This is a genomic window from Aliiroseovarius salicola (assembly GCF_027891095.1).
GTDB lineage: Bacteria > Pseudomonadota > Alphaproteobacteria > Rhodobacterales > Rhodobacteraceae > Aliiroseovarius > Aliiroseovarius salicola.
Map to the genome: position 1 here is coordinate 384,802 of NZ_JAQIIO010000004.1, position 22,539 is coordinate 407,340.

Consider the following 22,539-nt stretch of genomic DNA (forward strand, 5'->3'; position numbering starts at 1 on the left):
ACTTTTGCGTATATTGCACCGAAGGGACGCTGTGATGCCAGCCATATTTCAGGGGGCTTCCACGAAATGGAAATCATTGCATGCACCTGTGGGCGCGCCCACCTTTTGCACCACCAAACCCCAAAAGTTCCACTTGCACGCTGGCATCCGTCGTCGGGTTGATATTATCCGAGGCGGTGAACCGGCGGGAAAGGGATATGCCGACCAGAAGACATTCATTCCGGTACTCCAGTTCAAGCCGTCCCTTGGTCACCTGGCTGGCGGCGATATCGAAGTCACCTTCAGCGCTGATGCGCCAAAAATCGTTGATCTGATAGGCCCCATCAAGACGTATTTCATGAAGAGGATCTGTACGGTTTTCGCTTAAATCCGAGGCCACCCAAAGGTGCGCGGCGCTGATATTCCAGTCATCCTGAAAATAGGCGAGCCGGCTTTCAGTCTTGGCGACATCAAAGGCGTCATCCAAAAGCGCGCGCCCCTGAAAGGCAAACTGGCCGCCCATCTGCAATTGTGCAGCAATAAACCAATCGGAACTGTCTCCATCCAGACCGGAACTGTTGGAAAAACTGTTTTCGCCACTGAAACGGAATACACGTCCGGCGGCAAATGTCATTGACCAGCCTGTTGGCGTAAATCGCGACCATCTCATCCCGAGATTGGCGCGGGCTCCTTCTTCCTGTCGGTCAAACCCAGGGTAGCGTGACATATCAAACAGGTTGTTTTCGTCGAATTCGACGAATTGGCTGTCTTCGTTGGGGACACGCGCGCCAACCTGATCACTCCAGGAAATCTGCGCAATTGGTTCGATGACATCCACCGCTCCACTTGCCGAAATTCTGGACCACGGCCACCGCAGGGTCACGGCGGCGGAAGGGGTCGCAAAGCTTTGCTCGGTATCATAGTCACTGTCTTGATTGACCCAGTAAACGTTTGCGTTCAGTCCAGTTTCAACACTTGCCTGAAGACCTGCAAACAGCAGCCAGTCACGGCGCCAGTTCAGCGATGCGCCCAATCGGGTGACATCCCGCCCGATTTTGTCCTCACCACTTTCGCGAAAATAGGCCTGCGCCGACAGCTGAAAGCTTGCTTGTCCACCAACCAGAGCTGGCACCCAACGCCGTTCATAAAGGGCGTCTATCTGGGCAAATGGCAGATTGTCCGATATTGGAATTTCAGACGCACGCAGGGTTTCATACCGAGTGACTCCGGCAAATATCAACTCATCCCGTCTGGCGCGCGTCAATGCCACAGCTGAGCGCAGGCGATCTTCTTCGGAATAGCCGTAGTCCAGCAGATAACCGGGGTCTGACACGTCCTGCAATTGGAAAGCCAGTTTGAATTCATAGGGCAGATCAAATTCGCCCTCTCCGAAGACATAGTATCGTGTGGTGCCTGGTCGGATGTCATCATCACTGACCGCGCCTGTGAACCGCAAATTCCCAGCGCGGAAAGCCTGACGATACCGCCACTCCAGGGTTCTTGTTTTTGTCGCAAGAAACGGGCTGAAGGTCAGGTCTGCGTGGTCACCCAGGCTTATGAAGTAGGGAGCCAGAATACCGGTGCCAAAGGTTGATCGTGTGCGGATCTTGGGGGCAAGAAATCCGGTGGCCCGTTTCAATGTGGGATCAGGTATCCGTAAGCGCGGAAGATAGACGATCGGCACGCCCGCGACGCGCAGCTGCGCATTGTGGAAGTAGAGCTGTTTCTCCATCTCGTCATGCACCAGTTTTTCAGCGCGGATCTGCCACAGAGGGACAGGGTTGTTGGCACATACCTGACAGGATGAAGCAACAATTTTGTTGAGCTGGGTATAACGGCCTTGAATACGATTGATCTCAACCGCTGCGATCTGCAGTTGCTGATCCAGAACCAAGCGGGCAGAGCGCAGGATGCCATTGCGCAGATCTCCCGACAACTCTGCCTCATTTGCAAAGATGATCTGGTCTTCGCCTTGTTTCAGAATAATCGGTCCGGAAATGGTCAGGTGATCTGCCTGTTTGTCATAGCGCAATTGGGCAGCGGTCAGCGTGATCCCCTTGTAGTGGATCAACACATTCCCCTCTGCCAGAATTGCTGAATTTCCCAAAACCTGCACCCGATCAGCAATCAAGGTGGCCGTGGCCGCGCTGGTCGCCTCGCTGGATTGCGCGTGGGCAGGGGTATTGGGCACAGATCCCAGACCGGCGGCCAGAACGCCTGCCAGGGCGAGCCTGCTGATTTGACGCAAGAGCTCACCCATTACCCATCCTCCAGATGTAACAAGATCCCGAGCGACAGCAATATGACGGCGATGGGGGGTGTCCAGGCAGCAATGATCACCGGGATCTGCCCGTTTTCGCCCAAAATCTGAGCGAAATTACGAATGAAATATGCGCCAAAACCCAGCATCAGGGCAAACATGATAATGACACCCGTGCGCCCAAATCGGGTGTGTCGCATGGTAAACCCGGCCCCAACCAGAACCATGGCCGCCAGAAACAGGGGCGTCGCAAGCTCAATATGCAGCCAGACCTTATGCGCACGCGGGGAGAACCCGGCTTCTTCCAACTGAGCAATGAAGGTGGGAAGATCCCAGATCGAAATATTGCTGGGTTTGCCAAAACTGTCTCGGATCTGTTCTTCGGTCAGGTTTGATCCGATCCAGTAGGCAGGTAGAACAAGCGCATCCCCTTCCGGATTTTCCGGTCGGTCTAAATCCCAGACTTTGGCAGCGCGCAGCGCCCAGCGTCCGGGTTGCAATGTGGCAAGATCCGCCTTGACGCGTTTGACCGGGTGGCCCTCTGGTGAAAACGAATAGAAGGTCACATCCCTGAGGCGTGTGCCCTCGAGATCGGATTGCATGGCGTGGATCACTGTTTGCCCAGCTTCGTTGCCCTGTCGCAGCCACACGCCCTGATCAGAAATCGATGAGACCGAAGAGGCAACCCCCTCATACTGAGCAGATAGGCGCTGATATTTCTTGGCGGTTGCAGCTGCAATTGGATTGCCAACCACGAGGATAAGCACCCCAAGCAGAAATACGGTCAGGACCGGAGAGACCAGCGTTATCATTGCTGATCGGCCTGATGCCCGTGTGACAACCATTTCCGAACTGCGTGCGAGTGACAGGAACATCCAGATCGTCGCCAGGATCACGATAAGCGGCACCAGCCGATACATCCACATGGGCATGTTCAACAGGGTGAGGCCCAGAATTTCGGAGAACCCAACAACACTTGCATCGAATTTGCGCATGCCTTCAACCATGTCGAGCAGCACAAAGACCAGCCCGAGAACAAACAGCATGGCAAAGAAGGAAAACAGAAACCGGCGTGCGAAATATAGGTGTAATTTCATGATGCCACCTCGCGGGCCAAAAGCCGTGCTTCGCGCCGGCGTTTTCGCAGAGCCAACGGAGAGGCGCGGGTGGCCATCCACATGACGACGACATTGAAAAGCAAACCGATGGCAGAGGCGAGATACACCAGCATTACCCCAAATTCAGACCGGCGGGCCATGTCGAGCATGGTGTTGTCGAGGGTCTGAAAACTCGCGACCACACCGATCGAAATCACCACCTGTCGCCACATGCCAAACCGGCTGAAGCCGCTGACAATCAGCATTGAATAGCCGGTTAGGGCCGCCACAATCACATAAAACGCCTGTGCATTTCGGAAATGTGCTTCTGCCCGCAGAGCCAGCGCGGTTTCTCCGGTTTCCTTCAATAGGGCCGGGGTCGGAGTTAACATCTCGGGCGTGTACAGTTGGCGCAGAGTTCGGTTGCCAATCACCGGACCAGTAAGCAATTCAGAAACATCATAGGTGAATTCGTCAAACCCCGTGGTGGTCAATCGACCATCTGGGCTGAGGATTTGCGCAAGCCCTTCGAACATCAAAAGCCGCGGCCCGTCTTCGGTGTTCAGGATCAGGGCCTTCTGCGCAGTATAAGTGGCTTGCACACCACCTGTTTCGATCTCACGCTCGTCTGACAGGAACAGATCAAGCAGCTCGCCCTCAGTCGTGATCTCACGGATGTAAAGTGTGATCCCTTCAGCAGGATGTACAAAACTGCCTTCGGTCAGGAACCGCGCCGTGACATTTTCCGAAATCTCGGCCTGACGTTCGGCAAAGCGCAGCTGGCTCATTGGCACCAGCACATGGGTCAGCACCAGCATGAACAGAGCGGCGAGCACGCCAAATGCCCAGACGGGACGGGCAAGACGAAATGGTCCGAACCCGGTCACCTGTGCGACCACAAGCTCGCTTTCCACATTCAGGCGGTTGATCACGGTCACAGAGGCAGTAAAGGCAGCAATCGGCAGGACGAACACGATCACCCCCGGGAGAATCATCGCCGAAAATTCCAGAAACACCAACGCTGTTTCCCCAGACGCGATGATCTGGTCGAACAGTCGAACCGCCCGGTTGATCCAGAAAAGCAACACCAGAACCAGCCCGGCAAAGCCGAACTGCACCAATAGCTGCGCCAGAATATAGCGATCGATCTTGGCCAAGGTCCCCCCGGATACGCCACAACACCAATGTGGTGGTTCTACCTGATTGATCCGGGCGGGAAAACTGCTATCTGGCCTTTGTGGTTTGTGAACGGTAGGTATGGCAAAAGATTGCCGTCATTGCCGCATGGAAGGAGTTCCCATGGCCACTTCGATTACCCCTCGTTTCATCGCTATAGATCTGGATGCGATTGCCACCCATACGGGCCGCATTGTTGTGTTGTTGGCTGAGCCGGGAAAACTTGATCCCGGTGCGCGGCGCGTCAATAAATTGATGCGCGGAGCGCTTGCTCGCTTTGCCGACAGTGACGCATTTGAAAAGATGAAAGAGGGCGAGGCCATTGATCTGGCTTATCCGACCGGACTGGCTGCAGAAGCGGTGCAAGTGCTGCGCCTGAGCAAGCAAGCCAAAGGCGATGCGATGCGCAAGGCCGGTGCCACGATTGGTAAGGCTCTGCTGGGTAAGGATGTGCTCGTATTGGCAGGTAACCGCAGGTTTGCTGATGAGCTGGCACTGGGCGCTGCACTTCGCGCCTATGAATTCGTTGACCACATGTCGAAGGACGCCCAAGAGGGTGGAGCGCTGACCCTCATGGCGTCCAAACCCGAAATGTATGTAGGCAAAGGAGATCTGACGGCAGCCCTGACCGAAGGTGTGTTCTTCTCCCGTGATCTGGTTAATGAACCTTCAAATGTGCTGACCACCACTGAATTTGCTGATCGTCTGGTGGCGTTGAAAAAGCTGGGTGTCGACGTTTCCGTACTTGATGAGCCCGAGTTGGAAAAGCTTGGTATGCGCGCATTGCTGGGCGTGGGGCAGGGGTCGGAAAGCCCGTCCAAAGTGGTCGTCATGAAATGGAATGGCGGCGAGAAAGATGCGGCTCCGCTTGCGCTGATCGGCAAAGGTGTGGTGTTTGACACCGGTGGGATCAGCCTGAAACCAGCGGGTGGCATGGAAGACATGACCATGGATATGGGCGGTGCCGGCACCGTGGCGGGCGCGATGAAAGCCATTGCCGGGCGCAAGGCCAAGGCCAATGTGGTGGGCGTTGTCGGTCTGGTGGAAAACATGCCCGACGGTAAGGCACAACGCCCCGGTGACATCGTGACCTCAATGAAAGGTGACACGATTGAGGTGATCAACACCGATGCCGAAGGTCGCCTCGTGCTGTGTGACATCATGTGGTACGCGCAGGAAGAGTTCAAACCAATGGGCATGATTGACCTCGCCACCCTGACCGGCGCGATCATCATCGGGTTGGGCAATGAAAACACCGGTGTGTTTTCAAACGATGATCAGCTCTGCAATGCGATGTTGAAGGCCGCGCAGACCGAAGGCGAAGGGGCGTGGCGGATGCCGCTGGGTGAGGCTTATGACAAGCTGATCAAATCCAATAAGGCCGACATGAAAAACGTGGGTGGTCGTGGTGCTGGTTCTATCACAGCCGCCCAATTCCTGCAGCGTTTTGTCAAAGATGACATGCCTTGGATTCACCTCGACATTGCTGGCACCGCGCAGACCTCAAGCGACACCACCTATGCGCCGAAAGGGGCGACCGGTTGGGGGGTTCTGGCGCTGAACCGTCTGGTGTCCGACCTGTTTGAGGGCTGATCATGTCTGAGGCGGCGAAAACTGAGGATAAGGAGAAGAAGACCGGAGAGGTCTTCTTCTATCACATGACCCTCACGCCGCTTGAGGCAACGCTTCCTGTTCTGCTCACGCGCTCGTTGCAAAATGGTTGGCGGGTGCTGGTACGAGGAACGGATGTCAACCGACTGAACTGGTTGGATGAAAAGCTTTGGTTGGAACCCGAAGACGGGTTCCTGCCACATGGGCGCGTCGGTGGTAGCCATGATGCAGACCAACCGGTGCTTTTGACGGATGAGATGCAGATCCTGAACGGCGCAAATACACTCATTTCCATTGATGGTGCCGAGGTGACTTTTGAAGAAATGACCACGATGGAGCGTGTCTCGATCCTGTTTGATGGAAATGACCCTGACGCCGTGGCTCATGCACGCACCCAATGGAAATCGGTTGTCGCGGCAGGCTGCACCGCAAAATACTGGTCTCAGGAAAGTGGTCGCTGGGAAGAGAAAGCCAGTTCATGACTTTTTCCGGTCAGCGGGTCAGCACCAGTTCATCCCGGCTAATTTCAATTTTTTCAAAGAGTTGCAGGTAGGCATTGCCCAGAAGCGACTCTGGCATCTCACCCTCATTCACCCAAACCTCGACCCCATAATCGGTGATCCCCTCAAGCTCGACACGGGCGACATTGGCTGGGGCCGTACGGGTTGTGCCATTGGCGGTCATAGCCCGACCGAAAAACCGCAGGGCTGACAGATCGATCCCGATTTTTTGCGCATCTTCTTTGGTGAGAACAATATTACTGGCCCCGGTATCAACCACAAAATCAACGGGTTGCCTATTCATCTTTAGGCGCAGGTAAAAATGACCATCGAAGGCCCGGGGGAGAACGACCTGACCAGAGTTTTCGATATAGGACTGTCTGGGGGCAAGGTCATTTTTGATGTCATTCCACAGCCCAACCCCCGCAAGACCAGCGATGAAAATGAACACCCAAATCAGGGCATGGCGCAGGGTCTGACCCAGGTTAAATCTGTTTTCACTGATGAAATAACCGGCAATTGCTGCAAGCAACAACACCAGATAGGTTAACCGCCCAAGATCGTCTGCACTCATCATGCCCTCCGTCCAAGGAATATAGGTGCGATGAGATTGAATGTCATCAACCGAGAGATTGGGCGATTGATATCAAATGGGTATAGCAGGTGGCTATGACAGGCCAAACATTCCGAAATCCTTGAGACCATCAAGAATGAATTGCACGGCAAGAGCTGCAAGCAACATACCCAAAACACGGGTTAAAACGTTGATCCCCGTTTCGCGCAAGACCCGTTCCAGAAGATTTGCCGCAAAGAAAAAGATGATCATGAGCACCAGAACCATGCTCATTGCAACCATGGCCAGAAGCGCACCGCTATAACCGTCGTCCTGGCCTGCCAGCAAGATAATCGTGGCAATGGCCCCCGGTCCAGCCATTAGCGGCATCGCAAGCGGGAATACAGATGGGTCGTCTTCAGTCGCAATTGTTTTTTCCGATTGATCCTTACGCCGCTTGGTTCTCCGCTCAAACAACATGTCGAGTGCGGTCAGGAGCAGTAGGATACCACCGGAGATCCGGAAAGCCGCCATGGAAATCCCGAGAAAACCGAGCACATTGTCACCAAGGAACGCAAAAAGCGTCAGCAGCCCCCCTGCGACTGCACAGGCACGCAGAGCAACCACACGTCGCTGATGCGTATTCATCCCTTGGGTTAGCGCCAGAAAAAGTGGTGTCAGGCCGATCGGGTCCATCACCACAAACAGCGTCACAAACGCCGGAATGAAATGTTCAAACTCCATGTTCAAGCCTCTGCTATTTCAAGCTTTTCCTGAGCGTTTAGCCATAGGGTTTCGGCGCGATCAAGCCCCTCCATCACCTCTGCATACTTCCTTTGCCAAACTTCCATTTCATCCAGACGATCGTCTTCATAAAGTGCGGGATCGGCAAGTTTCTGCGCCAGTTTGTCACGCATGTCATTCAGTTTTTCCAGCCGGGCTTCGCACCTACGTACCTCGGACCGCATGGCCAGGATGTCATCGCGTGAGGCTTTCTTTTGCGGCTTTTTGTTAGGTTTGTCCTTTTTGGGCGTATCAGAGGAGAGCAGAAGTTTGCGATAACTTTCAAGGTCGCCGTCAAACGGGGTAACGCGCCCTTTGCTGACCAGCCACAACCGATCTGCCACCAGAGACAAAAGGTGCATATCGTGGCTGACCAGAACCACGGCGCCGGAATAGGCCGTCAGCGCCTCGACCAGCGCCTCGCGGCTTTCGATATCAAGGTGGTTGGTCGGTTCGTCGAGGATCAGCAGATGTGGTGCGTCCAATGTGGCGAGAAGCAAGGTCAGTCGCGCCTTTTGCCCCCCGGACAGTCGCGCCACCACGGTTTCTGCCTGCTCTGCCCCGAGGCCAAAGCCTGATAGACGAGAGCGATGCTTGCCTGGCATCTCATCCGGGCGCAAACGGCGCAGGTGATCCAGTGGGGTTTCATCCGGATAAAGCTCGTCCATCTGGTGCTGGGCAAAATATCCGATCCGCAGTTTCGAGGATTTCACCATCCGCCCCGTTTGCAGCTCTAACCGGTCTGACAGAAGTTTTGATAGTGTGGATTTGCCCTGACCGTTCTTGCCAAGAAGCGCGATCCGGTCATCCTGATCAATGCGCAGGCTCATCCGGGATAGAACCGTCGTTTCACCATAGCCTGTGGCGGCACCTTCCATGTTGATGATTGGCGGCGAAAGCTCTTCAGGCTCAGGGAAGCTGAACGCCTTTAGCGCAGCCTCTTGCGGGGTGGTGATCGGCTTCAGTTTCTCGATCATCTTCAGGCGGGACTGGGCCTGTACCGCCTTGGACGCTTTGTAACGGAAGCGATCCACATAGGATTGCAAATGCGCCTTGCGCGCCGCGATCTTCTTGTTTTCGCTTTCTGCGGCCGCAATCCGTGCGGAACGGGTTTCGGCGAACGTGTCGTAGGGACCAGAGTAATAGGTGAGCTTACGATCTTCGAGATGCAGGATCCCGCCAACAGCCCGGTTCAAAAGCCCACGATCGTGGCTGACAATGATCACTGTGTGGGGGTATTTCGCCAGATATTGTTCCAACCACAGGGCACCTTCCAGGTCGAGATAGTTGGTGGGTTCGTCAAGCAACAACAGATCGGGTTGGGAAAATAGTACCGCCGCCAGGGCCACGCGCATCCGCCAGCCACCTGAAAAGTCCGCACAGGGCAGGGCGTGTTGGTTATCGTCAAATCCAAGCCCTTTTAGGATGGATGATGCACGCGCTTCCGCACTCCAGGCATCGATGTCTGCCAGTCGGGTCTGGATCTCGGCAATTCGCGAGGGATCAGAAGCGGTTTCAGCCTCGATCATCAGAGCGGCACGTTCCGTATCCGCAGCAAGAACCGTATCCAGAAGCGACGTTTGCGATGCAGGTACTTCTTGGGCAACCCCGCCAATACGCGACCCTCTGGGCACGGAGATCTCACCGGTCTCAAGCGTCAATTCACTGCGGATTAGACGAAACAGCGTGGTTTTGCCGGTCCCATTGCGACCAACCAATCCAACCTTGTGCCCATCCGGGATCACCGCAGAGGCATGTTCGATCAGTGGACGGCCTTCGACGGCGTAAGAGATATCGGAAATCTTCAACATGCGTCGGCAGATAGCAGAGCCGAACGTGCGGCGCCAGACGCATCATGCATGACGCCGCCTGAACATTCAGTTTAGTATCGCTTCAAGCCCTTCCGCTTCATATGTCTTGAAGCCAACCAGTGGGCTGTCCCCATCATATGAAAATGCGAAGACGTGAAACTCTTCGTGGTGGATCGACGCCCGACAGAAGGTGTTTTCCTGCGGCAGGGCAGAGGGGCATTGCTCCAGATCCAGATGAGAGACCGAGGCTTCGAATTGTTCATATGTGAAGGGCATGGGTTTGGGGTCTGCATGTGCGGCGATTGGCACGAACAAAAGGGCGCAGACCATTGGGATGGTGCGTGAGAAAGATTCGTTCATCGAAGGTCTCCAATCCGGTTTGACTTAGATTATCTTTAGTAAAATACTCAGGAATGAGTCAATATTAACCTTACTAAAATACTAAACTATATTGAGCGGCACTTCCGGGCACGATTCACGGCTTTTCAAAAAGACATGCGCGTGTTAGTGGGGCTGCCAAATCGAATCCAGTTAGACAGGAGCCTTTCATGGCCATTCAACGCACTTTCTCGATCATCAAACCCGATGCCACCAAGCGCAACCTGACCGGTGCGATCAACGCCAAGATCGAAGCCGCTGGCCTGCGTATTGTTGCTCAGAAGCGTATTCAGATGACGCAAAAGCAAGCCGAAACCTTCTACGGTGTGCACAAAGAGCGCCCCTTCTTCGGTGAGCTGGTTGAGTTCATGATTTCCGAGCCGGTTGTTGTTCAGGTTCTGGAAGGCGAAGACGCCATCGTTGCCTACCGCACCGTAATGGGCGCCACGAACCCGGCCGACGCTGACGAAGGCACCATCCGTAAAGAGTTCGCCCAGTCGGTTGGCGAAAACTCGGTACACGGTTCGGACGCTCCGGAAACCGCCGCTGAAGAGATTGCTTACTTCTTCTCGGGTCTGGAACTGGTGGGCTAACCCACTTTCAGATTTCTAAGATCCAACCCGGCCCTTTTGGGTCGGGTTTTTTTATGCGCAGACACTAATTAACGTGTGGGTCGAACGCCAATTTCATCCATGATTTTCTCAAATGCTGCGTCATGGGCAAGGTCGCTCATCACTCCGGCGGCCACGCGTGTCTTGATCTTGTCAAACCGCTTGCGCAACGCCGCTTTTTCCTTGCCCTGACAGTCGTTCCAAGGGCGCCCCTGCAGCCCCATGACCATCGCGTAATATCCAATGAAATGTGGGGAATGGCCTGCATCGAGCAGGCGAAAATAGGCTTCATCCGGTCCCAGATTGCGCAACTCATCTGCGCTGTCTATGCCCGCGCGGGCAAAGGCTTCATCCGATGCGGGACCAAGATTGCGTATGCTGGAAACAGGATCTGCCATGCAATCACAGTATCGCGTGCGGATCGGGGATGAAAGTCAGATGCTGGCCCAGTCTGTGAAGAGAAACGGCTGTTCTTCAGGCTTATCCTTGCGGGTGTCGCGTTTCTCTGGGGGTTTGGGGTCAGATCTGTGCAGGCGGCGCTCTTTCGGAGCGCTCTGCGGGTTGTTTTTTGCGTCAGTCATATCGTGTCGCCTCTTCTTTCCCCCCCCAGGGGTATGGAAGATATCCCAATAGTTAACAGGTTATTGATAAATCAGGGCACAATTTGGGCAGTGCCGGCTGAGATCAATGTGGCTGTAGCATCGGCGCAACTGTGCTAAACGGTGTCACGCTCGAATCGGCGCCTGTCAAATAGCGTCATATCCTGTAATTGCTCTCTGGAGGCTGTCTCTTCATGCTGGTTCAGAAAACGGATAACCCATTGAAGTCGCGCCTTGAAATGGCAGCGCGCTTGTCCGTGGCCCCGATGATGGACTGGACGGATCGCCATTGCCGGTATTTCCATCGGCTGATGAGCCGTGAGGTATTGCTTTATACGGAAATGGTCACGTCTCCGGCGCTTGTGCGCGGTGGGGCGCTGCATTTGTTGGAGTATCATGACGCCGAACACCCGGTGGCCTTGCAGCTTGGAGGGTCGGACCCGCAAGAGCTTGCTGCGGCAACACGGCTTTGTGTCGAGCGCGGATATGATGAGGTGAACCTCAACGTGGGTTGCCCATCAGACAGGGTGCAATCTGGTACGTTTGGGGCGGTGCTGATGCGTGACGCAGCATTGGTCGCGGACTGTGTCTCTGCAATGAAGGAAGCCTCACAGGATATTGAAATTACAGTAAAATGTCGTATTGGAGTGGATGACCAAATCCCCGAAGAAGTTCTTCCGGATTTTCTTGAAAAGATATCTGCAACCGGCGTGAACAGGATCTCCATTCACGCTCGTAAGGCATGGCTGCAAGGTCTCAGCCCCAAAGAGAACCGGGATATTCCGCCGCTGGACTATCCGCTTGTGTACCGAATGAAACAGGAATTTCCGGATCTGCACCTGTCCATCAATGGCGGGATTGCGACGCTTGCAGAAGCGGTGGAGCACCTTGAGCATATGGATGGCGTGATGATCGGGCGAGCGGCCTATCACAATCCGGGTGATATCCTGTTGACCGCAGATCGTGATATTTACGGCGCCACCTCAGACCCGAAAACCGGCCATCAGGTTGTGGAAGAGATGTATTCCTATATCGAGCAGCATATTGCGCAGGGCGGGCGTTTGAACGCCATCACGCGCCACATGCTGGGCCTGTTTGCAGGACGCCCCGGTGCGCGCCTATGGCGTCGGACCCTATCAGAAGAAGGCCACAAACCCGGTGCGGGGATTGACGTGGTTGAAAAGGCCCTGTCCTATGTGCCCGAATAGGAGCCCTTAATGCCTGACCTGACCTTGCTTGTCCCCATGGCGCTGATGCTTGTGATCATTGGTGGATTTGCCGGTGTGCTGGCCGGATTGTTGGGTGTGGGCGGTGGGATCGTTCTGGTTCCGGCTTTTTATTATGCTTTCTTTTCATTGGGGTACGCGTCAGATCAGCTCATGCAGATCTGTCTGGCGACCTCTTTGGCGACGATCATCGTAACCTCTATTCGGTCGGTCTTGTCGCATCACAAAAAGGGGGCGGTGGAATGGGATATATTGAAAACCTGGCTGCCCGGCATTGTGGTCGGAGCCGTTATTGGCGTGTTGGTGGCTGCCGAACTTCGGTCGATCATCTTGCAGGCCGTCTTTGGTATATTGGCGTTGATCATCGGGTTATATCTGGGGCTTGGCCGTTCTGAATGGCGCTTGGCTGAGGAGATGCCCAAAGGTATCAAACGGGTGATCCTGTCTCCTCTGCTTGGTTTTCTGTCCGTCTTGATGGGCATTGGTGGAGGGAGCTTTGGTGTCCCGACCATGACCCTGCATGGTCGTCCGATCCACAAGGCTGTGGCCACGGCCGCAGGGTTTGGCGTGATTATCGCTGTGCCCTCGGTGATCGGGTTTCTCTTTGTCCCCGTGACGGTTTCACCGCCCGGAACGATTGGCGCCGTAAATATTCCTGCGTTTCTCCTGATCATAGCAATGACCATGATTACAACGCCTTACGGGGTGAAGCTCGCCCATGCAATGGATCCAAAACCCTTGAAGCGTGTGTTTTCCGTATTCCTCATTCTGGTAGCATTAAACATGCTTAGAAAAGCGATTTTCGGGTGAAACGCCTGTTTTCTGAAAAAGGCTGGGTGCGGTTTCCAGTTGAGCAATCAGTGAAAAATTGGGTTCAAAAAGCGCTTCCCTTTGCGCGTGATGCAGCGCGAGATCCGGTGCAGACACGTCAGTGGAAACGTTGCGGTGGCACGTGGTTCGTCGGGGTGAATGCACTGCCCAATGATGGTGAGGGAGTGCTTAAAGGAGGTGGGCCGCTTACCGGCGCAATTCGTACGTTCATCGAGGCGCATTATGGATGGTATCCGCTGGATCAAGGACAGGTTTCAATCACTTATCCGGGCTATCCAAAACAGGATCCCAACGAAAGTGATGCCGCCCACAGTTTTCGCAAAAACCGTGACGCGGCCCATCTGGATGGGATCAAACCAGAACTGCCGGGAGGGCAGCGCTGTGTGGGCGAAGCCCATGCCTATGTCATTGGAATACCGTTAAATTCTAGTGGGAAAGGGGCAAGCCCTCTGGTGGTTTGGGAGGAATCACATCATATCATGCGCCGTGTTCTGACCGCCGCATTTGACGGGGTGTCGCCCAATGAGTTGCAGCGCCATGACATCACGGATGCCTATCGCAATGCGCGTCGTGAGGTCTTTGAAACCTGCCCTCGCGTAGAGGTCTATGCCCAACCCGGCGAAGCCTATCTTCTGCACCGGTTTGCCCTGCATGGGGTTGCCCCTTGGGCAGAGGGGGCTGAGGCTTTGGAAGAGGGACGGATGATTGCCTATTTCCGGCCAGAATTGCCCGGCGGCGTCGCGGAATGGCTGCGCCTGCCATGAGGGAAAAACTTGTAAGTTTTTAAACACCTGAACTGCGATTCTTTAAACTTCCAAAGGTCAAATCAGCCAAACCTTAAACTTTTAAAGCGCCCTCATTCCTGTTTGGCACCATCACGCAGGAAGGCCGTGACCGTCTCATCCCGGAGGGCGCGTTTCGTGACGCCATCCTGTTCCAGGGTCACAATCAAACTCTCGGACCCACACATCAACTCACCCTCAACATAGACGCCGTATTCCATCATAAATGAGGACCGGCGGAAGGAGTTGCAGCGGGTCACGGTCACATAATTGTCACCCTGATGCATCGGCTTGAAATAGCGGGCGTAATTCGTCGCCAGCACCACCTGAGGATCCCCCTCCGAATAGGTCGAGACATGGTAGTGGCCGAAAAACGGAATGCGCAGGGATTCAAACCAACGGAAATAGGCGACGTTGTTGACATGGTTCAACGGGTCAAGTTCATGAAACCTAACGCGGTCAGCCATGCCGAAATGCCAACCTTCTGGCACGCCGAGGGAATGCATCTGCTCTGCCGTCAGGGGGGTGACCAGTGGGATGTGGGCGAAGGGGTCGGTGGCCTCAGACATGATTTTCTCAACAAATATTGAACTACCCGGTCGCCGGGCGTCTTCTTCAACTTTGCGGGAAGGTTGGAGCGGGTAGCGGGAATCGAACCCGCACCTTAAGCTTGGGAAGCTCGCATGATACCATTTCACCATACCCGCGCTCGCGCTCTGAGGTATGCCAAGGGGCGGCGGGCGTCAAGGTGGAAACCCTGACACCCAAAGGTTTTTCTTATCCGCGACGACCTATCCGCGACGACGGCGACGACGACGTCCGCCTTCGGTGCCATCTTCTCCGCCACCAGTGTTGAAACTGGGGTCCGGCAGGTCCACGACCGATCGCAGCGTGGGGAAGGGGTCGGAGGAATTGGGCATGGCAGAGGCGTTCACGAAATGCTCCTGAAAGCGCGGTTCGACGGCGGTTTCGATCTTCTCGATCTGACGCACAAGTGCTTCGATCTCACCACGCGCGTCACGATTGAGCAGCGCGATGCGTGCACCGGTACCGGCGGCGTTGCCCGCGCTGGTCACCTTGTCCAAAGGCGCATCCGGGATCATGCCCAGCACCATCGCGTGTTTCGATGAGATATGCGCACCAAACGCGCCTGCCAGCACCACGCGGTCGACATCTTCCACCCCGCGCTTGTCCATCAACAGCCGCGCGCCGGAATAAAGCGCCGCCTTGGCCATCTGGATTGCGCGAATGTCGCCATTGGTCACGGTAATCGCTTTCTGGTCTTCATTGCCGTCCCAAAGACGATAAGAGTTGGTGCGCCCATCGGCAAAGCAACGATCCGTACCGGTCTGTTCCGAAGATCCGATCAGCCCGCTTGCGTCCACCAGACCAGCCATACGCATCTCGGCAATCACTTCGATGATGCCCGAGCCACAAATGCCGGTGATACCGGTGGTGGCGATTGTGGCGTCAAACCCCTCGTCATCGGACCACAGCTCTGACCCGATCACACGGAAACGCGGTTCCTTGGTGATGGGGTCAATTTCCACCCGTTCAATCGCTCCGGGGGCGGCGCGTTGACCAGAGCTGATCTGAGCGCCTTCAAAGGCCGGTCCGGTGGGGGAGGAACAGGCCAATACGCCGTTCTTGTCGCCCAGCAAGATCTCAGCATTGGTGCCCACGTCGACGATCAGTGCAAGGTCGTCGGATTTGTTCGGTGCCTCGGAAAGGGCTACGCCCGCCGCGTCAGCCCCCACATGGCCCGCAATGCAGGGCAGGATATAGGCGCGCGTACCCGGCGCGATATCAAGGCCAAGATCCGAGGCAGCGAGTTCCAATGCGTCCGAGGTGGCCAGCGCAAAAGGCGCCTGACCCAATTCAAACGGGTCAATGCCAAGGAACAGGTGGTGCATGACCGGGTTCATCACAAAGACCGCATCCAGGATCTGGCTCTTGTCGATCTCGGCGTCCTTGGCGATGTCGTCCACCAGATCGTTCAACCCAGCCCGTACCGCCTCGGTCATTTCCAGATCACCGCCCGCGTTCATCATCGCATAGCTGACCCGGCTCATCAGGTCCTCGCCAAAACGGATTTGCGGGTTCATGAGGCCGGAAGAGGCCACCACTTCCCCTGTCGACAGGTTGCAGAGGTGCCCAGCAATGGTGGTGGAGCCAAGATCCACGGCGAGGCCAAAGATCGGACCCTCGAAATAGCCCGGCCAAAGCGCCACAATCCGCGGCGTGCCACCGGAGTGCGCGGTGTGGATAGCGGCCGTGACTTTCCATTCCCCCTTGCGCAATAGGGGTTGCAGCGGACGCAGAAGATGGGTGTCAATCTCCAGCGCGTCATGACCAGTTGCAAGTTTGAGCGCTGCAATCAGCCGTTCCAGATCGCCAGAAGGCTTGTGCATATCGGGTTCTTCGACCTCGACATAGCTGAGATGAAGGGTCGGGTTCAGGGTGATATCCCGCACCTCGGCACGCTTGCGCACCACTTGTTTATGGACCTGGCTTTCAGGCGGCACGTCGATCACAATATTGCCTTGCACCTTGGCCTGACATCCCAACCGGCGGCCTTTGGTCAGCCCGCGAATGTCGTCATAGCGCTGCTCTACTTTGTTCCAGTCGGAAAGCGCGTCTTCGGCCACTGTCACGCCATGTTTGGGGAACTCGCCATAGCTGGGTGTAATCTGGCATTTCGAGCACACACCGCGCCCGCCACAAACACTGTCCAGATCCACGCCCAACTGCCGCGCGGCGGTCAGAACTGGGGTGCCCACCGGGAAATGACCGCGCCGGCCGGACGGGGTGAAGATGACGAGGGGATCCTTGCCGTTTTCGGGAGTGTTTTCGTGAGACATGTCGCGCGTTTGTCCTGAATTGATCGGATGTTTGGGAGCAATCTAAACAGGCAGGCGCAGGACACAATGTCGAAGAACGGCAAAAATGAACCAAGAGCGGCACAAAACGCAGAATTGTGCCACTTACAGCACAAGGAGCGACAGAAAAGGGGCGCTGCCCCTCGCGCGACAAACGCGCTCACCCCGAGGTATTTTCAGCAAGAAAAAGCCAGGGCGCCCGTTTTCCTTGTCCGAAATACCTTGGGGTGAGGACGCAGTCCGAGGGGCAAAGCCCCTTAACCCGCCAGCCAGTTCAAGATGTCCTGACGATGTTCATCCAGAAGCGGAGCTGGTGCGTGGTTGTTGTGATCGACCATGCCGCTCATCTTGATCGGGTTGCCCGCCGCCTTGAAGGTGCCGCCATCGGGGGCAGGCAGATCCAGCACCATGTTGCGCGCCAGAATCTGAGGGTCCTGCAACACTTGGGCAACGTTCTGAATGGGGGCGCAGGGAATGCCGGCGGCGGTGAGTTTCTCTAGCCAATAGGCCACCGGATGATCCAGTGTCAAAAGTTCGATCCGGCGCCTGAGGTGCATCACGTTTTCACACCGTGCAAGGTTGGTTTTGAACTCTTCCCGTTCAGCCAGTTTTGGTTTGCCCAGTTCTTTGCAGAGTTTCTGGAACAGCGCGTCGTTGCCGCAGGCAATGACAAACAGAGCATCTTCGGCGTGGAACGCCTCAAAGGGGGCGATTGAGGGGTGGCGGGCACCGGACGGGCCGGGGGGCGTGCCGGTTTCGTTAGAGATCGCCACCGCGTGTTCGAGAATGGCGAGTTGGCTATCAAGCATCGCCACGTCCACTTTCTGCCCCTCGCCGGTCCGTTCGCGGTGATAGAGTGCGGCCAGAAGCCCATGACCGAGAAACATGCCCGCCACGATATCGCCGACGGAAGCCCCCACGCGCACGGGTTCGCGGTTTTTTTCGCCGGTGATCGACATCACCCCGCCACGCGCCTGCACCACCATGTCATAAGCCGGTTTCAGCGCTTCGGGACCAGAGTGGCCAAAGCCCGACACCGCACCATAGATGATCTGTGGGAACTGGGCGTGCAGTTCGTCCCAGCCATAACCCAGCCGCTCCATCACCCCGGGGCGGTAGTTCTCCATCACCACGTCAGCGCGGGTCAGGATCTTATCAAAGATCTCGCGGTCTTCTGCTTGCTTCAGGTTCAGGGCAATCGACTGTTTGTCCCGGTTGATCGTGGCGAAATAGGCGGAATGGCCATCCCGGAAAGGCGGGAAATGGCGGGTATCATCACCGATCCCGGGCATCTCGACCTTGATCACCTTGGCGCCCAGATCGGACAGGATCATCGAGCAATATGGCCCGGCCAGCACATGGGTCAGGTCAACAATGGTGATGCCGTCGAGCGGGCCATTTTTGGGGGAGGACATGGAAAATACCTTTCTGTTCGCGGGTTTGGCGGACAGTTAGGGCTAACGAATTCAGCTCGCATTGAGGGAAATCAAGTTTTTGAGCTGGATGACGCGTGGACAAGGAAACCCCGTCATGCGGGGAGTGCAACGCTGGGGGAGAGAAAAGGAAAAGGTCCGCTCCGTTGTGCCCGAAATCGCTTGTCCGATTGATGATGCTCATGGGAAATCGTGAACCCAAGCGTCCCCGGAATAGTGTGGTAACGAACTCGGTCCCATTCTCACCCGTTGACATGCAGCCAGTTCACGCGGTTCACTTAAATCCAGTATTTGCGTGGAAAACAGATGTCAGAAGATCAAGGACCCGATACCTTCGCAGCACTTGAAAAACGCGAGTGGGCCAAAACCGACGTTGCAACATCTTATGCGATGGTTTTTTCAAAGGCGGCCGACATGGTTGTGCCGACCCTGGTCAAGGCCGTTGGGGCTGGTCCGCGCACCAATGCGCTCGACCTTTGCTGCGGTCACGGCAATGTCGCGGCGGGCCTCGTCAATGCAGGTGCGCGGGTGACAGGGCTTGATTTCTCACCGGCCATGCTTGGGATGGCGCGCGAGGCCGTACCAGAGGCCCGGTTCGTCGAAGGCGATGCGATGGCGTTGGATTTTGAGGATCAGACATTCGATGCCGTCACCATCGGGTTTGGTATCCCGCATGTTCCGGATCCTCCGAAGGTGTTTGCCGAAGCGCGTCGGGTTCTGCGCCCCGGCGGTCGGTTGGCGTTTTCGGTGTGGTGTGGCCCCGAAGTGGATACTGCACTTGGATATGTTTTTCACGCGATCGGTCAATTCGGGGCACCTGGCATCGATTTGCCACCGGGACCCGGCGCGAATGACTACGCCGATCCGGTGCTTGCCTTTCCGGCGCTTGAGAAGGTCGGGTTTTCTGAACTCCGACAATTCACAGTGGCGTCCGAGTGGCAAGTCAATGACCCTGGGGATCCCTATGATTTCTTCTATGAGGGAACGGCAAGAGGGGGCGCGTTATTGCGTCCACAGCCGTCAGAAAATGCAGCGGCGATCAGAGCGGCGGTTGTCTCTAAGGTATTGGAAAACCATGGGGCCGGGCCGCATTGGAACGTTCCAATACCTGCGATTGTGACTTCGGCCGTCGCGATCGAGAAGTAGATGATTAATTGGGGTTTTCGCTAAGGCGGGCGACGGTGCCTTAGACACAGGCTGACCGGAAGGCCGGCATATGCTGTGGGCTGGGCTCAACGGTCGTGAGAGGCCCAGTGACAGCGGTCAAACTCCGCATAGGCCATCAAGCGGTCACTTTGGTCTGGGCCCACCAGACGCGAGCATCCCTCAAAGGCATCTGCATTTTCAAACACGCTGAGGATTGCGCCGTTGCGCGTCGGGCTGCACAGGCGTTCCCCCGGAGCCAAGGTTTGCATCAAACGATCCCCCTGAGACGGTGAGACCGCGAACAAATGACTGTGGTCTGAGCTGTTGGTTACACAGCTTTCGGCCCAGCCAGTGGCGGGGGCGAGCAGAAGAAGGATCACTCCAATACGTATCATGCGTCGAAACTCGCGCGAATGGGGGCTGCTGTCCAATCACACCCCATCGCAGTTGGGTGATCAGAGTTGCACCCCCGTGAAGAAAGCGCGCGCTAGGCTTGGGCAGCCCTACATGAAGATATTCAGGAGGAGACAAGATGAAACATATTGCTGTTTTGGCCACTGCCGCTGCACTGGGATTAGGGGCAGTTGCCACCGCTCAGGATGCAATGTTTGGCACTGATGAAGACGCGTCTTATGCACAGGCCGTCTGGCAGGCGATGGTAGATCAGCGCCTTGCTGGTGATGGCATGATCCGCGGATTTCCCTATGAAGGGATCGAACCGCATGGGCTGATGCTGGAGACATTCTATTCCACCGCTGAGGTGAACGGTCATACCGGTACGCTAATCGTGAAACGCAACTTTGGTCCTGAAGGGGTTGAGATCGACCAGGTTCTCGGTGATCCGGGCAAACATCTGGGGGCCTATACGGTCATGTTTCAGCGCGAGAAGGGTTATGATGAGGACAATCAGAACTGGTTCTGGGTGAAATACCTGCCAGATGGGTCTTTGGATATGAACCCCAAAGGCATGCGTTTGGCTGGTCGCGTGGCCAAAGGGGCTGATGCCGGGTGTATCGCCTGCCATTCAGGTGATGACGACTATATTTTCACCACCGACGCGCCAATCGCCATGGATGCAATGATGAAATAGCATCCGCTGGGCGTGGTGGGGCAGGGCGCGCGGTGACGACGCCCTGATCGCTCTGTCTGATCACTCCGGGTGCAGGATTTCAATCTCAGCCTGATCTGATATCCAAATTGTGCGCTGGTTGTTGCTGCGATGTGGATCTATGACAAAACCAACGTCGGACAACAAATGCGGCGAGGTTTCAACCAAGCGGACCAAGGCGTCCTCTGGCGGATCGACTGTGGCATTTTGGATTTTGCTGTGACCCGTTGTTGGATCAAAAAATCTGATGAAAATTTGCAACCACTCTTGAATGGATGGGCGGGTATGCAGGTGAATCCTCTGGCTTAGATCTGATTGCATGATGAGTTCCAGTCTGTTGTACTCTTTAACATGAAGAATAAGCTCTACGAGCCATTGCGCGCAAACCAAGCTTTGTCCTATCATGGATCAGATAAACTGATCCAAGGACGCCCCGATGACCCAACTTCCCCTCAATGCTCTGCGAGCCTTTGAAGCGGCGGCGCGTCATGGCGGGTATATCGATGCGGCAGAAGAGCTTTTCGTGACGCGTGGGGCCATCAGTCGCCATGTGAAGCTTTTGGAAGAGCAACTGGGGCTGGCCCTGTTTCGGCGCAGCCCACGGGGGGTGGAGCTGACCGAGTCCGGTGCATCGCTTTTGCCAGTTCTCAGCGAAGCCTTTGCCAGCATGGAACGCGAAATCGCGCGTTTGACCGAAAATGCGGGCGAGCTGCGGATCATCTGCCCTCCGGCGCTGTCGATCCGCTGGCTGTTTCCCCGGCTGGATGATTTTCGCGCCCGCCATCCCGATATCAGGGTGCGATTGACCACCGAGTTTTATGGCGATACCGGGTTTGATGCACAGGAATATGATGTGGGTATTTCTGTCGAAAACTGGAGTAGACGCGGCGAGAATACTGTGGCGCAACCCTTGTTCCCAATGCGCATTTCTCCGGCCTGTTCACCAAGTTTTCTTGCACGCCATAGGCTGCCCGCGCCCGCCCAGCTGGGGCAAGTGACGATCTTGCATGAAAGCCGGTGGCGCGGCGATTGGGCCACCTGGGTTGACCGGTTTGCCAACGATGACACAGGCGCGCAGCTTGATATCAATCGCGGCGAGGTGTTTCCGAATTTCGATATGGCCGTGAAGGCGGCAGTGATCGGAACCGGTGTGGTGATGGCAGATCTGGAACTGTGCCGGGATGAATTGGAGAGTGGCGCTTTGGTGTTGCCATTCCCGGAGATGATCTGTGGCACGCGTTTGGGAAGCTATGCCCTGATCAGTTCAGAAGACAAGTGGAACGACCCCAAGGTCCAGGCCTTTCGGGACTGGGCGCATGAGGTTTGTGCAGAGCATGCAACATGACACCCGAAAAGGGACCCGCACAATGGTGGCTGTCCCTTCCCTAAGGGTGCAAGTGCGGAGCGGTTAGCTGACCGGGTTGCCCATCTTGTCATAGGTCATTTCAGGAGCGATCGGTTCAGGCATCGGTGCTGGCGCGGGATCTGAAGCGCAAGCGGCGAGAGTGGTCGTGGCGATCAGCAGGAGGGCAGCAGCGAGTTTCATGTTTTTCTCCGTTCTTTCTGTCCATCGTGAGCGGCGCGCCCCCTTGGCGTGCATAAATACAGCGAACGGGGCTGCCCAGAACCAGACGACAAGATTGTAGAGGCTGTTGCAAGCCGCATTGCCAAGCTCTCGGCATTCGGCGGCGACCCGCCGTAAATATCTGCGAATTCGCAAAAAAAACCCGCCGAAATGGCGGGCTTTTCTGTTTGTTATGTGATTGGGACGCTTAT

The 22,539-nt window shown here is 55.8% G+C and carries 24 protein-coding genes and 1 tRNA gene; 9 read left to right on the forward strand and 16 right to left on the reverse strand.

Going from position 1 to position 22,539, the window contains the following annotated elements; all coding sequences use genetic code 11:
• Positions 1-73: 73 nt before the first annotated feature.
• The 3 genes from O2N63_RS10335 to O2N63_RS10345 are packed head-to-tail and all read right to left on the reverse strand — an operon-like array spanning position 74 to position 4,493.
• The gene (locus tag O2N63_RS10335; protein WP_271054182.1) at positions 74-2,239 is read right to left on the reverse strand and encodes an LPS-assembly protein LptD; all 2,166 of its coding nucleotides are present in this window, start codon (positions 2,237-2,239) and stop codon (positions 74-76) included.
• On the reverse strand, positions 2,239-3,336 hold the full coding sequence (lptG, locus tag O2N63_RS10340) for an LPS export ABC transporter permease LptG (protein WP_271054183.1): 1,098 nt from the start codon (positions 3,334-3,336) through the stop codon (positions 2,239-2,241). Before lptG ends, O2N63_RS10335 begins: the two co-directional genes overlap by 1 nt.
• A complete protein-coding gene (locus O2N63_RS10345) occupies positions 3,333-4,493 on the reverse strand; it encodes an LptF/LptG family permease (RefSeq protein WP_271054184.1) in 1,161 nt (386 codons plus the stop codon). The genes lptG and O2N63_RS10345 overlap by 4 nt, the downstream gene beginning before the upstream one ends.
• Positions 4,494-4,635: 142 nt before the next feature.
• Between O2N63_RS10345 and O2N63_RS10350 the strand changes: the two genes are divergently transcribed.
• Positions 4,636-6,105, forward strand: coding sequence for a leucyl aminopeptidase (locus O2N63_RS10350; RefSeq protein WP_271054185.1), 1,470 nt, complete (start codon positions 4,636-4,638; stop codon positions 6,103-6,105).
• 2 nt (positions 6,106-6,107) lie between these two features.
• Entirely contained in the window at positions 6,108-6,605 is a 498-nt protein-coding gene (locus O2N63_RS10355) for a DNA polymerase III subunit chi (protein WP_271054186.1), read from the forward strand.
• Between the two features lie 10 nt (positions 6,606-6,615).
• Here the strand turns inward: O2N63_RS10355 and O2N63_RS10360 are convergent, their stop codons facing one another.
• From O2N63_RS10360 to O2N63_RS10375, 4 genes are all read right to left on the reverse strand, one after another.
• Entirely contained in the window at positions 6,616-7,197 is a 582-nt protein-coding gene (locus tag O2N63_RS10360) for a retropepsin-like aspartic protease family protein (protein ID WP_271054187.1), read from the reverse strand.
• Positions 7,198-7,290: 93 nt separating this feature from the next.
• Positions 7,291-7,920 (reverse strand): MarC family protein, encoded by a 630-nt coding sequence (locus tag O2N63_RS10365; RefSeq protein ID WP_271054188.1) that lies wholly within the window; start codon positions 7,918-7,920, stop codon positions 7,291-7,293.
• Positions 7,921-7,922: 2 nt separating this feature from the next.
• Positions 7,923-9,770, reverse strand: a complete 1,848-nt coding sequence (locus O2N63_RS10370; RefSeq protein ID WP_271054189.1) for an ABC-F family ATP-binding cassette domain-containing protein — start codon at positions 9,768-9,770, stop codon at positions 7,923-7,925.
• Positions 9,771-9,836: 66 nt separating this feature from the next.
• Complete coding sequence (locus O2N63_RS10375; protein WP_271054190.1) at positions 9,837-10,130, reverse strand: hypothetical protein; 294 nt, start codon at positions 10,128-10,130, stop codon at positions 9,837-9,839.
• A 188-nt stretch (positions 10,131-10,318) separates the two neighbouring features.
• On the opposite strand from O2N63_RS10375, the gene ndk reads away from it, so the two are divergent.
• Positions 10,319-10,741 carry a nucleoside-diphosphate kinase gene (gene ndk / locus O2N63_RS10380; RefSeq protein WP_271054191.1) on the forward strand — a complete coding sequence of 141 codons (423 nt, stop codon included), beginning with the start codon at positions 10,319-10,321 and terminating at the stop codon, positions 10,739-10,741.
• A gap of 68 nt (positions 10,742-10,809) precedes the next feature.
• Here the strand turns inward: ndk and O2N63_RS10385 are convergent, their stop codons facing one another.
• Together O2N63_RS10385 and O2N63_RS10390 are read right to left on the reverse strand one after the other, a co-directional pair.
• Positions 10,810-11,157 carry a TfoX/Sxy family DNA transformation protein gene (locus O2N63_RS10385; RefSeq protein ID WP_271054192.1) on the reverse strand — a complete coding sequence of 116 codons (348 nt, stop codon included), beginning with the start codon at positions 11,155-11,157 and terminating at the stop codon, positions 10,810-10,812.
• Positions 11,158-11,193: 36 nt separating this feature from the next.
• The gene (locus tag O2N63_RS10390) at positions 11,194-11,340 is read right to left on the reverse strand and encodes a hypothetical protein (RefSeq protein ID WP_271054193.1); all 147 of its coding nucleotides are present in this window, start codon (positions 11,338-11,340) and stop codon (positions 11,194-11,196) included.
• A 212-nt stretch (positions 11,341-11,552) separates the two neighbouring features.
• Between O2N63_RS10390 and dusA the strand changes: the two genes are divergently transcribed.
• The 3 genes from dusA to O2N63_RS10405 are packed head-to-tail and all read left to right on the forward strand — an operon-like array spanning position 11,553 to position 14,179.
• Positions 11,553-12,566 (forward strand): tRNA dihydrouridine(20/20a) synthase DusA, encoded by a 1,014-nt coding sequence (gene dusA / locus O2N63_RS10395; protein WP_271054194.1) that lies wholly within the window; start codon positions 11,553-11,555, stop codon positions 12,564-12,566.
• Between the two features lie 9 nt (positions 12,567-12,575).
• A complete protein-coding gene (locus O2N63_RS10400; RefSeq protein ID WP_271054195.1) occupies positions 12,576-13,394 on the forward strand; it encodes a sulfite exporter TauE/SafE family protein in 819 nt (272 codons plus the stop codon).
• Between the two features lie 50 nt (positions 13,395-13,444).
• On the forward strand, positions 13,445-14,179 hold the full coding sequence (locus tag O2N63_RS10405; RefSeq protein ID WP_271054196.1) for a hypothetical protein: 735 nt from the start codon (positions 13,445-13,447) through the stop codon (positions 14,177-14,179).
• Positions 14,180-14,271: 92 nt separating this feature from the next.
• Here the strand turns inward: O2N63_RS10405 and O2N63_RS10410 are convergent, their stop codons facing one another.
• The 4 genes from O2N63_RS10410 to O2N63_RS10425 all read right to left on the reverse strand — a co-directional run bounded on the left by O2N63_RS10410 (position 14,272) and on the right by O2N63_RS10425 (position 18,491).
• On the reverse strand, positions 14,272-14,766 hold the full coding sequence (locus tag O2N63_RS10410) for an acyl-CoA thioesterase (RefSeq protein ID WP_271054197.1): 495 nt from the start codon (positions 14,764-14,766) through the stop codon (positions 14,272-14,274).
• 64 nt (positions 14,767-14,830) lie between these two features.
• A tRNA-Gly gene (locus tag O2N63_RS10415) sits at positions 14,831-14,904 on the reverse strand.
• Positions 14,905-14,988: 84 nt separating this feature from the next.
• The gene (locus tag O2N63_RS10420) at positions 14,989-17,058 is read right to left on the reverse strand and encodes an ASKHA domain-containing protein (RefSeq protein ID WP_271054198.1); all 2,070 of its coding nucleotides are present in this window, start codon (positions 17,056-17,058) and stop codon (positions 14,989-14,991) included.
• Positions 17,059-17,333: 275 nt separating this feature from the next.
• Entirely contained in the window at positions 17,334-18,491 is a 1,158-nt protein-coding gene (locus O2N63_RS10425) for a CaiB/BaiF CoA transferase family protein (RefSeq protein WP_271054199.1), read from the reverse strand.
• A 324-nt stretch (positions 18,492-18,815) separates the two neighbouring features.
• Here O2N63_RS10425 and O2N63_RS10430 point away from each other — a divergent pair, with 324 nt between their 5' ends.
• Positions 18,816-19,655, forward strand: coding sequence for a methyltransferase domain-containing protein (locus O2N63_RS10430; protein WP_271054200.1), 840 nt, complete (start codon positions 18,816-18,818; stop codon positions 19,653-19,655).
• Positions 19,656-19,741: 86 nt separating this feature from the next.
• On the opposite strand, the gene O2N63_RS10435 is transcribed toward O2N63_RS10430, so the two are convergent.
• Complete coding sequence (locus O2N63_RS10435) at positions 19,742-20,050, reverse strand: hypothetical protein (protein WP_271054201.1); 309 nt, start codon at positions 20,048-20,050, stop codon at positions 19,742-19,744.
• Positions 20,051-20,187: 137 nt separating this feature from the next.
• Between O2N63_RS10435 and O2N63_RS10440 the strand changes: the two genes are divergently transcribed.
• Positions 20,188-20,745, forward strand: coding sequence for a hypothetical protein (locus O2N63_RS10440; protein ID WP_271054202.1), 558 nt, complete (start codon positions 20,188-20,190; stop codon positions 20,743-20,745).
• A gap of 60 nt (positions 20,746-20,805) precedes the next feature.
• Here O2N63_RS10440 and O2N63_RS10445 read toward each other — a convergent pair whose 3' ends face one another.
• Entirely contained in the window at positions 20,806-21,168 is a 363-nt protein-coding gene (locus tag O2N63_RS10445) for a hypothetical protein (protein WP_271054203.1), read from the reverse strand.
• A gap of 31 nt (positions 21,169-21,199) precedes the next feature.
• Here O2N63_RS10445 and O2N63_RS10450 point away from each other — a divergent pair, with 31 nt between their 5' ends.
• The gene (locus O2N63_RS10450; protein WP_271054204.1) at positions 21,200-22,108 is read left to right on the forward strand and encodes a LysR substrate-binding domain-containing protein; all 909 of its coding nucleotides are present in this window, start codon (positions 21,200-21,202) and stop codon (positions 22,106-22,108) included.
• A gap of 63 nt (positions 22,109-22,171) precedes the next feature.
• On the opposite strand, the gene O2N63_RS10455 is transcribed toward O2N63_RS10450, so the two are convergent.
• On the reverse strand, positions 22,172-22,539 hold a 368-nt coding region (locus tag O2N63_RS10455), incomplete at its 5' end, for a hypothetical protein (protein WP_271054205.1).